This window comes from Microbulbifer sp. TYP-18, assembly GCF_040932045.1.
Taxonomy (GTDB): Bacteria; Pseudomonadota; Gammaproteobacteria; order Pseudomonadales; family Cellvibrionaceae; genus Microbulbifer.
Genome location: NZ_JBFRBC010000009.1, coordinates 27,410 through 41,233, shown reverse-complemented (window position 1 = coordinate 41,233; position 13,824 = coordinate 27,410). Strand labels below are relative to the sequence as shown.

The 13,824-nt window shown below is 55.1% G+C and carries 11 protein-coding genes; 8 read left to right on the top strand and 3 right to left on the bottom strand.

What is annotated here, in order from left to right:
• The first annotated feature begins 305 nt into the window (after positions 1–305).
• The 5 genes from rho to ABVT36_RS09600 all read left to right on the top strand — a co-directional run bounded on the left by rho (position 306) and on the right by ABVT36_RS09600 (position 5,064).
• Positions 306–1,565, top strand: a complete 1,260-nt coding sequence (gene rho, locus ABVT36_RS09620; RefSeq protein WP_367151096.1) for a transcription termination factor Rho — start codon at positions 306–308, stop codon at positions 1,563–1,565.
• Between the two features lie 271 nt (positions 1,566–1,836).
• Positions 1,837–2,106 carry an RNA recognition motif domain-containing protein gene (locus ABVT36_RS09615; RefSeq protein ID WP_367151095.1) on the top strand — a complete coding sequence of 90 codons (270 nt, stop codon included), beginning with the start codon at positions 1,837–1,839 and terminating at the stop codon, positions 2,104–2,106.
• Between the two features lie 149 nt (positions 2,107–2,255).
• Positions 2,256–3,719: a 4-hydroxy-3-polyprenylbenzoate decarboxylase gene (ubiD, locus tag ABVT36_RS09610; protein ID WP_368456380.1), complete on the top strand. Its 1,464-nt coding sequence runs from the start codon at positions 2,256–2,258 to the stop codon at positions 3,717–3,719.
• A 149-nt stretch (positions 3,720–3,868) separates the two neighbouring features.
• On the top strand, positions 3,869–4,630 hold the full coding sequence (locus tag ABVT36_RS09605; RefSeq protein WP_368456379.1) for a 4'-phosphopantetheinyl transferase: 762 nt from the start codon (positions 3,869–3,871) through the stop codon (positions 4,628–4,630).
• A 14-nt stretch (positions 4,631–4,644) separates the two neighbouring features.
• On the top strand, positions 4,645–5,064 hold the full coding sequence (locus ABVT36_RS09600; protein ID WP_368456378.1) for a GFA family protein: 420 nt from the start codon (positions 4,645–4,647) through the stop codon (positions 5,062–5,064).
• Between the two features lie 27 nt (positions 5,065–5,091).
• Here the strand turns inward: ABVT36_RS09600 and ABVT36_RS09595 are convergent, their stop codons facing one another.
• Positions 5,092–5,646 carry a YbhB/YbcL family Raf kinase inhibitor-like protein gene (locus ABVT36_RS09595; protein WP_368456377.1) on the bottom strand — a complete coding sequence of 185 codons (555 nt, stop codon included), beginning with the start codon at positions 5,644–5,646 and terminating at the stop codon, positions 5,092–5,094.
• Positions 5,647–5,734: 88 nt separating this feature from the next.
• Positions 5,735–6,541 (bottom strand): helix-turn-helix transcriptional regulator, encoded by an 807-nt coding sequence (locus tag ABVT36_RS09590; protein WP_368456376.1) that lies wholly within the window; start codon positions 6,539–6,541, stop codon positions 5,735–5,737.
• 690 nt (positions 6,542–7,231) lie between these two features.
• On the opposite strand from ABVT36_RS09590, the gene ABVT36_RS09585 reads away from it, so the two are divergent.
• The gene (locus tag ABVT36_RS09585; protein WP_368456375.1) at positions 7,232–10,180 is read left to right on the top strand and encodes a ricin-type beta-trefoil lectin domain protein; all 2,949 of its coding nucleotides are present in this window, start codon (positions 7,232–7,234) and stop codon (positions 10,178–10,180) included.
• 108 nt (positions 10,181–10,288) lie between these two features.
• On the opposite strand, the gene ABVT36_RS09580 is transcribed toward ABVT36_RS09585, so the two are convergent.
• Complete coding sequence (locus ABVT36_RS09580; RefSeq protein ID WP_368456374.1) at positions 10,289–11,218, bottom strand: hydrogen peroxide-inducible genes activator; 930 nt, start codon at positions 11,216–11,218, stop codon at positions 10,289–10,291.
• Between the two features lie 283 nt (positions 11,219–11,501).
• Here ABVT36_RS09580 and ABVT36_RS09575 point away from each other — a divergent pair, with 283 nt between their 5' ends.
• Positions 11,502–13,178 (top strand): SulP family inorganic anion transporter, encoded by a 1,677-nt coding sequence (locus ABVT36_RS09575; RefSeq protein WP_368456373.1) that lies wholly within the window; start codon positions 11,502–11,504, stop codon positions 13,176–13,178.
• Positions 13,179–13,180: 2 nt separating this feature from the next.
• Positions 13,181–13,786, top strand: a complete 606-nt coding sequence (locus ABVT36_RS09570) for an SgcJ/EcaC family oxidoreductase (protein ID WP_368456372.1) — start codon at positions 13,181–13,183, stop codon at positions 13,784–13,786.
• The last annotated feature ends 38 nt before the right edge of the window (positions 13,787–13,824 follow it).

Genomic DNA, 13,824 nt, shown 5'->3' with positions numbered 1-13,824 from the left:
TCTGCCGTTATACTGGATACTATTCTTTAAACCGCTCAGGCACCAAGGCAGTTGAACTGGTCCGAGCTGAGCAACGCCCTCCTTCGCAAGGTCCCTGAATATCGCCGACACGTAAGCTTCTCAAGTTGAACTTTTCCGCAGCAGTGTTATTTGCGGTGGAAACAGTAAGTTCTCCTGACTGATCTCGCACCCGGTGAAACTGGTAAGGCCCAAGCGTGGGTAATAGTGAGCAATTTTCAAACCCCTCCCCAAGAATCTGGTGTGTTCGCGCCAACTCATAACAGAAACTTTATAAAGCAATTCGTATGAACCTATCCGAATTAAAAACAAAACCCATTGAAGAACTGATCGAAATAGCCACTGGCATGGGCCTTGAGAACCTGGCCCGTTCGCGCAAACAGGACATTATTTTCAATATCCTCAAGCGCCACGCCAAAAGCGGTGAAGATATATACGGCGATGGCGTATTGGAAATTCTTCAGGATGGGTTTGGCTTTCTGCGCTCCGCTGACTCCTCCTACCTGGCGGGTCCGGATGATATTTACGTTTCCCCCAGCCAGATTCGACGTTTCAACCTGCGCACCGGCGACTCCATTTCCGGCAAGATCCGCCCACCCAAAGAGGGGGAACGCTACTTCGCACTGCTGAAAGTCAGCGAGATCAACTTCGACAAGCCCGAAAACGCCCGCAGCAAGATCCTATTTGAAAACCTCACCCCGCTGTTTCCCAATGAACGCCTCACCCTGGAGTGTGGCAACGGCTCCTCCGAGGACCTGATCGGCCGCATCATCGACCTGGTGGCCCCTATCGGCAAGGGCCAGCGGGGCCTCATTGTCGCCCCGCCCAAGGCCGGCAAGACCATCATGCTGCAGAACATGGCCCAGGCCATCACCCGCAACAATCCCGAGTGCCACCTGATAGTCCTGCTGATCGACGAGCGCCCGGAGGAAGTCACCGAGATGCAGAGGTCCGTGCGCGGTGAAGTGGTCGCCTCCACTTTCGACGAGCCGCCGGCGCGACATGTGCAGGTGGCCGAGATGGTGATCGAAAAAGCCAAGCGCCTGGTGGAGCACAAAAAAGACGTAGTGATTTTGCTGGACTCCATCACCCGCCTGGCACGCGCCTACAACACCACCGTACCCAGCTCCGGCAAGGTTCTGACCGGCGGTGTGGATGCCCACGCACTGGAGCGCCCGAAACGCTTTTTTGGTGCCGCCCGCAACATCGAAGAGGGCGGCAGCCTCTCCATCATTGCCACCGCGCTGATCGATACCGGCTCGAAAATGGACGAAGTGATCTTCGAGGAGTTCAAGGGCACCGGCAACATGGAATTGCAGCTGGACCGCAAGATCGCCGAGAAGCGCGTCTATCCCGCCATCAATGTACGCCGTTCCGGCACCCGTCGCGAAGAGCTGCTGATGCCGGAGGGCGAACTGCAGCGAGTGTGGATACTGCGCAAGCTGCTGCACGACATGGAAGACCTGGCGGCGACGGAATTCCTGGTGGACAAACTCAAGGACTTCAAGACCAACGACGAGTTCTTCCTGTCCATGAGACGCAAGTAACAGCGCCGATGATACCCCTGTCCGGGTTGAGCAGAGGATAAAACACGACGAATCAGGCGATTGTTTGCGCCGAATCCGATTGAAAAGGCGCATCAATAAGCATATAAAGGCCCACAAGCTAGTGCCGCACAGGGAATTGGCACGCAACGAATTGACCTCTGTCAGCCGCTATCCGGCCGGCAAAAGGGGGCAATCTCAGATGAATGATCTGGTGGAGCTGGTCATTCGTTTGTGACTTTACGACAGCCCACGTATTCAGTGAGAACTTTTTGTGAATATCTATATTGGAAATCTGGCCTACGGCGTAACCTCTGAAGACCTGCAGGAAGCATTTGGCGCCTTCGGGGAAATCTCTCGGGCTACTGTCATTACCGACCGTGAGACTGGCCGCTCTAAAGGCTTTGGTTTCGTCGAAATGCCGAACGACGATGAAGCACGTAAGGCAATCGAAGAGATGAACGATCATCCGCTATCCGGCCGCAACATTCGTGTTAATGAAGCCAAGCCGCGAGAAGATCGTCCGCGCCGGCCACGCTTCTGAGCTGATTCGCGCTCAAGGATTTTGCCCCGCCACAGTTCCGGCGGGGTGTTTCATACCCCCCTCTCCTGAGTTCCCCCAGCAGGGAGCCACTCCCCCTTTTGTGCCCGGCCATTTACACTGTGCCAACCCAATAGACCCCCACCCAAGCGATGAAATACAAAGACCTGCGTGAATTTATCCAGCTGCTGGAACAAAAACACCTGCTCAAGCGTATCGAGCACCCGGTCGACCCGCACCTGGAAATGACCGAGATCGCCGACCGTGTGTTGCGTGCCGGGGGCCCGGCGCTGCTGTTTGAAAACCCTGTCGGCTTCGACACCCCGGTGCTGGCCAACCTGTTTGGCACCCCGAAGCGGGTGGCCCTGGGCATGGGTCGGCGGGATGTCAGCGAACTGCGCCAACTGGGGGAACTGCTGGCGTTTCTCAAAGAGCCGCAGCCACCGGAGAGTCTGCGCGACGCCTGGGGACAGCTGCCGCTTTACAAGCAGGTGCTCAACATGAGCCCCAAGGTCGTTTCCCAGGCCCCCTGCCAACAGGTCAGCCTGAGTGGCGACCAGGTCGACCTGCACCAGCTGCCCATCCAAACCTGCTGGCCCGGCGACGCCGCCCCCCTGGTCACCTGGCCCCTGGTGATCACCCGGGGGCCTGAGAAGCGGCGCCAGAACCTGGGCATCTACCGCATGCAGCTGATCGGAAAAAACCGCCTGATCATGCGCTGGCTGTCACACCGCGGCGGCGCCCAGGACTATCGCGACTGGTGTCTCCGCCACCCCGGTGAACCCTACCCGGTGGCGGTCGCCCTGGGAGCCGACCCGGCCACCATCCTCGGCGCCGTGACCCCAGTGCCGGACACACTATCCGAGTACGCCTTCGCCGGACTGCTGCGCGGCGGCAAGACCGAAGTGGCCAGCGCCAGTCTCAGTGATCTCCAGGTACCCGCCAGTGCGGAATATGTGCTGGAAGGTTTTATTTACCCCGACGACATGGCCGACGAGGGCCCCTTTGGGGACCACACCGGCTATTACAACGAAGTGGACCGCTTCCCGGTATTCACCGTCGAAAAAATCACCCACCGGGAAAACCCCATCTACCACAGTACCTACACGGGCCGGCCCCCGGACGAACCCGCCATTCTCGGTGAGGCCCTGAATGAAGTCTTCGTGCCATTGCTGACCAAGCAGTTTCCGGAAATCGTCGACTTCTACCTGCCGCCGGAGGGCTGCTCCTACCGGCTGGCGGTAGTCAGTATGAAAAAACAATATCCCGGCCACGCCAAACGCGTGATGATGGGTGTCTGGTCCTTTCTGCGTCAGTTTATGTATACCAAGTTCGTTGTTGTCACCGACGACGACATCAACACCCGCGACTGGAAGGATGTGATCTGGGCCCTGAGCACTCGTATGGACCCTGCGCGGGACACCGTCATGATGGAAAATACCCCCATCGACTACCTGGACTTCGCCTCCCCCGTATCGGGCCTGGGCTCCAAAATTGGTTTCGATGCCACCAACAAGTGGCCCGGTGAAACCGATCGCGAGTGGGGCCAGCCCATCCGCAAGGATCCCGCAGTGGTAAAAAAAGTGGATGAGATGTGGACCAGCCTGGGGCTTTGAGGCTTCGCATATTTGCGTAGCTTTTCAACGGTGGCAATCCAATCGATGAGAGATCATCAACCGGATTGCCGGGTTGATCACTGCCCGCACGGGAGCCAGGTGCAAGCCGACCCATCGATCTGTATACGATAACAACAAAGCTAAATATCATGGCAATTCACGATACCGCGGCCACCGCCCTCAACTCCGATAACTTTCTGTCCGATGAAGACAGCTCCATCTGGTGGCCAGTCCGGGGCATAGAACAGCACAGCCTGAGCTTTCACACCGGTGGATACCACGACGATTTCTTCTCCATACTGGGGATTGAGCGGCCCGATGCACTCGACCGTGCCGTGCCAAAACGAAAAGCCGAGTTCCTGGCCGGGCGCTACTGTGCCAGAGAGGTGTTGCTGCGCCTGGGGGAAAGGAAGACCTTCGTCGACATCTGTGCGGATCGCCAGCCCGGGTGGCCCGGCGGCATTATCGGCTCCATCAGCCACAGTAACGGCAGGGCCGCCGCCATAGCCAGCCGTGACAAATCCATTGTCGGCGTCGGTATCGATATCGAGGACCTGGTGGCCCCCCGCCTGGTAGAGGAACTCCATCCACAGGTGCTGAACAGCAGCGAGCGGCAGTGGCTAAACTGGGGAGAGTTGGACCCTGCCATCGTATTCACACTGATTTTTTCCATCAAGGAAAGTTTTTTCAAAGCCCTGTACCCGCTTGTCAGACGTTTTTTCGGTTTCGATGCAATCAGCATCTCCGCGATTGAGCCAAACAGCCGCAGGGCCCATTTCAGTATCAATCCACAATCCATAGTCGGCGAATTTCTTCCGTCGGCAGACTATACCGCCCATTACCATCAACCCAGTGAAGACAGCCTAGCCACCTGTGTTGTCATAGCGGGAGAAACCCAAGGAGGCCGTTGAAGGAGACCGTAAAAATGGTTCATGGAAAATGCCACTGCGGCAATGTCAGCCTGACAATCGACAAGCCTTCCGCCGAGGCAACCCAGTGTAACTGCTCAATTTGCAGTCGCTATGGGGCAATCTGGGGCTATTTCCAACCGGCCCAGGTCGCCGTGAGCATCGGTGAGAAAGGCGTGTCCGCCTACAGTTATGGGGACCAGTGCATCCGCTTTATCAGCTGCAATCACTGCCACTGCGCCACCCACTATCACACGACTACCACCGTTTCCCCGGCCAGACTGGCGATCAACTACAGAATGTTTGATGCCGAAATACTGGAGGCCATCAAAATCCGCTATTTTGATGGCGCCGGACGGAGACCGACGCGAGTCCTTACAAAGCAAACGGTTCCACCTAGTTGCACGGCTTTGCAGGAGCGGCAATCCAACGGATGAGCGATCATCAATTGGATTGCCAGATTATCAATCGCGTTTATACAAGGCCTCAATGGTACTGGAAGCCAGTGAATGGGCCTTGACCATATATCCGGTCAAAGCCGCCGAAGCATCTTCCGGCAACTCCAGTCTTTTTGACAGGGCATGTATCGTAAACTGGTAGCGATGCGCACCGTCCCCCTCTGGAGGGCAGGCGCCACCAAATCCCTTTACACCGTAATCGTTCCTCATCTGTATGCTGCTTTCCGGCAGGTGTTTCTGCCCCACATCCCCCGCGCCCCTGGGTAGAGCATTCACATCCCTGGGAATATTCACCAGCTGCCAGTGCCACCAACCGCTGCCGCTGGGGGCATCGGGGTCATAGGCCAGCAGCGCAAATGCTTCGGTTCCCTCGGGAGCACCGGACCAGGACAACTGTGGAGACAGATTACCCCCGCTGCAGCCAAAGCCTTTGAACTCCTGCGCTTTCGGCATAAATTCGCCATGGGCGATTTCCGTACTTTTCAGGGTGAGTGCATCCGCCAATGCAGAACCACTGATCAACATGACCAGCAGCGCCGATTTGCTAGCTAGGTGCCACATAAGACCTCCGACACAAGAATGGCTAAAGAGGGCCTATCATAGGCGCCAGGGGACAACCGGATTCGCCCGAAACGGTCAACCATTCGCCCTAATCCGGCATCCTGGTCCTTCTCAGCTCTGTCGGGGTGAGGCCAAACAGCTGTTTAAACTTATCGGTGAAGCGGGATTGGGAAAGGTAACCGCACCGTTCAGCGATAATTCCCACGGGTTCCAAGGTGCTTTGCAGCAGGTGCAGGCCGTGGCCAAGCCTGGCCCGGTCCTTGATAACCTGCAGGCTGGTCCCCTCCCCGTGCAGCTTCCTGCGCAGGGTCGATTCACTCATCGCCAGCCTGGATGACAGGGCATCCGCGCCCAGGTTGGCCGAAATATCGGCGGCGATGATCGTGTAAAGTTGCTGGCTCAGGCTCGGGGATTTTACCACTGCGCCCAGCTGCGTATAGCCCGAGTGATAAAGCAACTGCAGGATTTCCCGTCTGCGTATCGCCCAAAGCTCGGGGGGAGCAAATCCCGACCACTCCACCAACTGCTGTAAAGTCTTCCGTAAAACCGCATCCATATCACCGGTGAAAAAGGTTTTCGCCGCGGTCTTTTTGCTTGTGAAGATATCGAAATCCGTAAACTCAAACTCGACAATCAGCGCAAAGTAGGCGATATCGTCCGGGATATTGCGCATCTCCACCTTGGGATTGTTGGATAAAAAAAGAAAGCTACCGGCTGGACAACTGAGTTTGCTGTCCCTGCCCAGCTTTTTACAGCCTTCAAGAATACAGATCAGGGTGGGGTTAATAACCGGAACATTGAAGATATGCTGCTCCTTGATGGAGGCATAAACCGAAAAGGGCAAGGGGTTTGCCCGCTGCAGTGCCCGCCTCGATAAATCGATTAACTCTTGCATCTGGCGTGACATCTCAAATCCCGCAAGTTTGTCAGCTATATCATAGCCCCTGCGCGCTATTGACCCGGTCGGCGGTGCAAAGGGTAGTGCGTCCCCGCGCCAAAGGAACCAGTCTCCCCCTATTGGCAGGGCATATTCCGGGGTTGGGGATCATAACGCCCGGCAGACTGCAGAGGCAAGCCACTTTCGGCTTGCCTCACGGCGGGAATATTGGCACCCCGCCTATCGGCACAGCAAAACCTCTGTGCTTCCTGCAACACCAAAAGATAACGCTGTTGGGAAAACGTTTGCTATGGCGACTATTACCCTGACCATACAGTCGATGCCCTCTTATCCAACAGCCTGTCTCCTTTGAAAATTGCGCAGCCATGCGGAATCACCTGTATTTCAAGCGCTTTCACCAGCTTCTACCCGTTGGTGGCACAACCCTGTACCAAATTGATCCAGTAATTTTTTGGCAAACTGTTAGTTCGCGGGTTAATTTTCGGGACCACGATTAACGTGAAATAATTCCGACTCATCGTTCAGGTCAGTATTAGGGCACTTCTAACGCAAACCTGTGGAGTTTCCTCAAGACATCCAGTAAAAATCCCTATATTCTCGCCGCTGACGTTCCTACTAATCATTCAATCCCAATGGTTGTGACGTCTAATAAACTTCCCATAATTTCAACAATAATGGAAATGGATAATGAAATTCACATTCATAAAGGTCTGGGCGTCGATTCCCATACTGATGGCCGGTATCTCTTCCCACCTAGAGGCCAATACCGTCGAAGCCTCCTACGCCCTGGCCCAAGGCTGCTATGCGATTAAAGCCCCGCAAACCGGTCGCTACATGCATCCCGGTGGTGGCGACTACCGCTTCGATGCTATTGATGTGACCGCTGCGTCCCATTTTTATTTCAAGCCCACCAGGCTTGGCATGTATATGCTGCGGGACAGAACCGGCAACTTTCTCACCACCCGGGGACCTCTGGATATAGCGCGCAATACCGCCGCCTCCGAATGGGCCCAGTGGTCCGTCGAGCCGGCCGGGAACGGCCATTTCAGGTTATTCTCGACCAAGTTCTGGAAGGACCTGCGATATAACAAAGGCGATGGCGGCACTTATTTATTCGACCTGTTCAACCTGGGCAATCGCAATAGTGAAAACGTTTTCGAACTGGTTGAACAGAATGACTGCGCACCTTTCCCGGAAGCGCAACTGAATGCGGAAGTGAATCCGGCGGTCCCCGCCACCGGGGATGTAAACCAGCCAGTGGTGGGTTTTGCGGATGTACACACCCATTTGAATTCCAATGAATTTATGGGCGGCAAGTTTTTACACGGCCGCCCTTTCCATCCCTACGGCATTCAAAATGCACTGGACGACGGCAGTGGCATACACGGCCCCTATGGCGGCCTCGACATTATCGGCAACCTCCAGGATGGCGGCAATCTCGATGCCCGGCATGCCACCGGCGGCTGGCCCAACTTTCCCTACTGGCCCAACTACCACACCCAGTCCCACCAGCAGGCCTACTACAAGTGGATAGAGCGGGTGCATAGGGCCGGTTTAAAGCTGATGGTTACCAATATGGTGCAAAACGAAGTTTTGTGCGAAGTGCAAAGGGTCGTCAATCCGGTATCCTGGGTCAATGCCAATGCCTGTGGTGACTCCCCCAGTATCGATCTGCAGTTGAGGCGCGTCTATGAAATGCAGGACTATATCGATGCCCAGGCCGGCGGTGTAGGCAAGGGATTCTTCCGTATCGTCACCAGTGCCGCGGAAGCCCGCTCAGTGATTGCCAGTGGCAAGCTCGCCGTCGTCCTGGGGGTAGAGGTATCCAGCGTCCTGGACTGCGATGAGGGCAGCGGCTGCTCCGAGGCCCGGATCGATCAAAAGCTACAGTACCTGTATAGCCGTGGAATTCGCAGCCTCTTCCCAATCCACAAGTTTGACAATGACTTCGGCGGCCCCCATATGCAGGGCGCGGATGAAATTATCAATATCGGCAATAAGCTTCAAACCGGCCATCTCTACCATATAGAGGCCTGCCCCCCGCAAGAGCCCAGCGGACGCAAGCTGCCCAATGGCTTCCCGTTACTGGGCAATGTGCCTTTTATTCGCGATATCATCAACCTGCTGGGTGCGAACCCGAATTACGACCAGAGCATAGACCAGCACTGTAATCGCAAACACCTCACCGCCATGGGGAAATACCTGATTCACCGAATGATCGACAAGGAAATGATTATCGAGGTGGATCATATGTCTGCGGGTGCTTTCGCCGACACCATGGATATTGTCGAGAGTCGCGGTTACTCCGGTGTGATTTCAAGCCACTCCAATCCAAAACTCAATGGTGCTTTAAGCCCATTGCAGCGGCGTTTGTTGAATGCTGGCGGTGTCATGTTTCCCTACAACGGCCCCAGTAACTACAACATCCACAATATCGATATTATTCGTAATGCACTGGCATCAACCCCCTACCTGATCGGCGTGGGTATCGGTACGGATACCAATGGCCTGGCGCCACAGGCGGGACCCAGTGCCACCTCCGGTACCAACCCCATCACCTACCCTTTCCGCTCCTACGATGGCCGCGTCCTTTTTGATCAGCAGACAACGGGGAATCGCAGTTTTAACCTCAACACCGAGGGCTTAGCCCACTATGGCCTGCTGGCGGATTTGGTGGAGGATATGCGAATCAATGCCTCCCCGCAGACAATGGAAGCATTTTTCAATTCCGCTGAAGCCTATTTGCAGATGTGGGAACGCGCCACGCCCACAAGCAACCGCCAGTATGTGCAGATCCGGGACAAGCGCAGTGGCCAGTGCCTCGATGTGCCCGGTGTGGACAACGGAGTTACCAACCTCGCAAAGGTTCAACTGGAAACCTGTACACGCAACCATTTTGACCAGCATTGGCTGGTGGATTGGAGCACCGGCCTGATTCGCAACCGCATGAATGACGATCTGTGCCTGACCCACGCCGATGGCACTTCCGTCAATGGTTTAAGGGCCGCTATTTACGCCTGCTCTATTGACCACCGCTGGACCCTGGATGGTGACGTGATACGTGATGCCAGCAACCCCAACATGGTCCTGGATGGTTATGGAAACACCAAAGGCGCCACCGTTGGCATGTGGGCCTTCCACGGCGGTATGAATCAGCGCTGGGCCATCACCGAAGTGGCGGCGGCCAATTCCGGCTATAGAAACCTGGCTCCGGAGGGCACCGCCACGCAATCCGATACCAGTTATGGCGGTTATGCCAGCAGGGCCATCGATGGCAACCTGAGTGGCCGCTGGGGGGATGGCAGTGTCACCCATACCAGTGCCAGCGCCAATTCCTCGTGGACGCTGGACCTCGGCTCTATCAGGAAGATTGAGAATATTGCCATCTGGAACCGCACCGACTGCTGTACCGAGCGCCTGCAGGATTTTCATGTATTTGTATCCGACCTACCTTTTACCGGATCAAATATCGAAGACGCACGGGCGCAGAGTAACGTGAGGGAGTTTTTCCTCCCCAGGCCCGCCGAACGGCTGAAATATGTCATTAATGTGGGTATGGGACGCTATGTGCGTATCCAGCTGACCAGCTCCGACCAGGCACTTTCACTGGCTGAGGTACAGGTATTTGGCCAGTAAGCCGCTTTACTAACCCGGCAATTTATTAACCCGGCAATGAAGCAAATTGCCGGGTTAATACGGTACAGGGATATGCTAACGCCGGATAGCTTTAACAACCTGTCGGCGTTAGCGACGGTCAATCACCGTTACCGCACCCTGGAAGTTTTCTACCAAAGCCTTGCGAATCACCGTCGCAATACCGCGGTAAAGATGCCTTTCAGCACTGCCAGGGCGGTAAACCAGAGCATGGTCACAGTACAAAACATTACCTGAAAACCGAATCACTTTTAGCTCTTCAGGCCGATGTATCTCGCTGTGAATGTACAGCGCAGGTAAAAAAGCCACGCCCATATTCATGCTGATCATTTGGCGCAGTGTATCCAGGCTGGTACCTTCGTAGTCGCGATTAAGCCGCGCCCCTGTTCGCTGGCAAATCCGCTTTACCTGTTGCTGCACATGGTGGCGATCATCCAGGCCGAGCACTTCCACACCGGCAAGGTCGGATTCATCGATAACCCCCTCCGAACCGATATCCATCTCAGTAGGCGCAACCAGGGACATTGGCTCGCGACAGAGCACCTCCATTCCCAAATTTTCATTTGCAAGTGGCAAGGTTGCCAGTATCAGGTCATGGCGCCCCTCTAACAAACCCGCCTCTAAATCCGCCTGGGACTCTTCACGCACATACAGCTTTAACCTGGGAAAGGTACTGTGTAAGGCGGGTGTGATGCGCGGCAGCAAATAGGGGCCAAGGGTCGGCGGCACACCCAGGCGGTGGGTGATGGCTGCGCTATCGGATAGGGAGTGTGCAAGCTCTTCCAAATCGCGCCACTGGGAAATGAGATTGCGAGCCGGATGCAACAGCTCCCGGCCCTGCGGCGTCAGCGTGGTCTTGCTGCGCGAACGCTCCAGCAAGGTCACACCAAGCTTTTCTTCAAGGGCGTTGAGCTGGGTAGAGATAGTGGGCTGTGTGACGCCCAGCTTTTCGGCCGCCTTGCGGATAGAGCCGTACTCGGCGACACCGGCGAAATACTGAATCTGTTTGAGATTACTCATCTAAGTACCACTTTTTGGTAAGCCGGCACAACTAAGCAACACCCATATTCGAGAGGCATCGCGGGGTTACGGCCTTCCCAATGATGAAGAACCAACAGCGATAGATCATATCTATATAAGGTGATAAGGGATACAGCTTTTGAACTATTTCAGTGATAGTAAATTTCTATAGGATAGTCACATAGATTTTAGATTCTCTTCCTTCCGTTGAGCGGGCAGAATCCTCAACACCATTCGGCAACAAACAACTCAACCTCTGTGTTTTGTGAGGTAAACCATACCCATGAGGAACCTTTTCCGCATCGACCTTTCCCACTGGCGCGGCGACCTATACGGTGGCCTGACCGCCGGTATCGTCGCCCTGCCCCTTGCCCTGGCTTTTGGTGTCGCCTCCGGCTTAGGCCCTATGGCAGGGCTTTACGGTGCCATGATCGTCGGTTTTTTCGCATCCTGGATGGGCGGCACACCCACCAACGTATCCGGGCCCACGGGGCCTATGGTGGTTGTGTTGGCAGGTTTGTTTGCCAGTTTATCGGGTGATGTGGGACTGATATTAACCACCGTGTTTATAGCGGGCCTGCTGCAGGTAGCATTTGGCTTCCTTGGACTTGGACAGTACATACGCCTGGTGCCCTACCCGGTTATCTCCGGCTTTATGAGCGGCATTGGCCTGATCATTATTATTTTGCAGAGCAGTGCATTTTTGGGGCACAGCTCCGAAGGCAACGGCCCCGTAGCAGCACTGCTGTCCCTACCCGGCGCAATCAGCCATATCAACTATTCTGCCCTGTTTATTGGCGCACTAAGCCTGGCCACTGTCTATCTGTGGCCCGCCAAGTGGGGCCGCTTTTTGCCAGGACCACTGGCTGCGTTGATTTTGGCAACAGTGATTGGTCTGGCGCTACCCAACCTGCCGGTGCTGGGAAACATACCCACAGGCCTCCCCTCATTCCAGATGCCCAGCTTTGATATGGATATGTCGGTGCTGATTCTCGAAGCCGCTTTCATCCTCGCCATCTTGGGCACCATTGATTCCCTGTTGACTTCACTAGTTGCCGACAACATGACCCGAACCCGCCACGACTCCAACCGCGAGCTGATTGGGCAGGGTGTTGGCAACGCAGTATCCGGTTTATTTGGCGGAATTAGCGGTGCCGGCGCCACCATGCGCACGGTAATCAATATCCGTACCGGTGGCAGCACGCGCTTGTCGGGCATGGTGCATTCCGCTGTACTCGGCGCAGTTATCTTGGGCATAGGCCCATTGCTGTCTGAAATACCACACGCTGCACTGGCCGGTGTACTGGTAAAGGTGGGAATGGATATTGTCGATCTGAATTATTTAAAACGTGCTCACCGCGGGCCCCGCTGGGACCTGCTGCTGATGGTATTGGTACTGGGCCTCACAGTGATGGTGGATTTGATTACCGCAGTGGGCCTAGGTGTTGTATTGGCCGCTTTGGCCTTCGTTCGCCAGATGGCGCAATTGCAGTTGCAACAGCTCGGCGGGCCAGGCTTCACCAGTAAGGACCCGGAAGAGACGCAACTGCTCAAAAACGCCAAAGATAAGGTAACACTATTCGAATTTGGCGGGCCCCTCAGTTTTGCTGCGGCAGCTGACCTCGGTCACCATATACGCAGCCTGTACGAGGGCACATCCAGCGAAAGTATCATTTTAGATTTCAACCGCGTCCCCTATATTGACGTCTCCGCAGCGATGGCAGTGGAAACCATTGCCCGGGATGCGAAAGATGCAGGCAAAAAGCTGCTGGTTTGCGGTATGGCTGCTCAAATTGCGCGGACCCTGGATGGATTAGGCATGCGCGAACTCATTCCCCCGTACACGCGATTCGAAGCGCGCCTCGAAGCACTGCAAAGTGCTCTACAGAGCGCCGGACTTGACAAACAGCAACACAGCACCCGCCATTTAAAATTTGGGCTATCTGCCGCCACCAGTTAATTATGTTTTGGCAAACAGGGGAATGGCGCAGCCTCTTTTTCCCTAGCAGGCTGTTGAACAAGGCATCCTGCCTGTTTCGAAACACGAAAAGCGAAAAATGTGCTTTTCACTTTTCTCCCAAAATCAACGAGTTAGGTGTCGTCGATTTTGCTGGAACATCCATATTCCGGTACCAGGCGTCGAAATTCTTCGAATTTCAACAGCCTGCTAGTTATAAAACACAGAAACCAGGAGGAAACATGAACGAAGCAACAGCGAAGGGCGCATTTAAACTGTGGAACGATGCGCTTGCCAGCGGTTCGCCCAGCAGGGTTGCCGCACTCTATGCGGAGGATGCGATTTTGTTACCCACTATTTCAAACCAAGTGCGTCACAGCACCCCCGAGCGCGAAGATTACTTTCACCAATTTCTGCAAAAGGGCCCTCAGGGCGAACTGATGGAATGCAATGTACGCGAACTTTCTGCTGATACCTTTATCAACTCCGGCACTTATGAATTTACATTCGCGGACGGCTCTAGCGCCGCAGCGCGCTTCACCTTTGTTTATCGACGCACAGGTAATCAGTGGTTAATCGTCGAGCACCACAGCTCAGCAATGCCTGAATAATCCACCTTCTGTCAGGCCTGCTTATTGAACATCGAAGT

Bases quoted from the DNA above. Each gene is read 5' to 3' on its own strand.
- ubiD (WP_368456380.1), top strand. From the start codon at position 2,256: ATGAAATACAAAGACCTGCGTGAATTTATCCAGCTGCTGGAACAAAAA.
- ABVT36_RS09595 (WP_368456377.1), bottom strand. From the start codon at position 5,646: ATGTGGCACCTAGCTAGCAAATCGGCGCTGCTGGTCATGTTGATCAGT.
- ABVT36_RS09575 (WP_368456373.1), top strand. From the start codon at position 11,502: ATGAGGAACCTTTTCCGCATCGACCTTTCCCACTGGCGCGGCGACCTA.
- ABVT36_RS09600 (WP_368456378.1), top strand. From the start codon at position 4,645: ATGGTTCATGGAAAATGCCACTGCGGCAATGTCAGCCTGACAATCGAC.
- ABVT36_RS09580 (WP_368456374.1), bottom strand. From the start codon at position 11,218: ATGAGTAATCTCAAACAGATTCAGTATTTCGCCGGTGTCGCCGAGTAC.
- ABVT36_RS09570 (WP_368456372.1), top strand. From the start codon at position 13,181: ATGTTTTGGCAAACAGGGGAATGGCGCAGCCTCTTTTTCCCTAGCAGG.
- ABVT36_RS09585 (WP_368456375.1), top strand. From the start codon at position 7,232: ATGAAATTCACATTCATAAAGGTCTGGGCGTCGATTCCCATACTGATG.
- ABVT36_RS09590 (WP_368456376.1), bottom strand. From the start codon at position 6,541: ATGCAAGAGTTAATCGATTTATCGAGGCGGGCACTGCAGCGGGCAAAC.
- rho (WP_367151096.1), top strand. From the start codon at position 306: ATGAACCTATCCGAATTAAAAACAAAACCCATTGAAGAACTGATCGAA.
- ABVT36_RS09605 (WP_368456379.1), top strand. From the start codon at position 3,869: ATGGCAATTCACGATACCGCGGCCACCGCCCTCAACTCCGATAACTTT.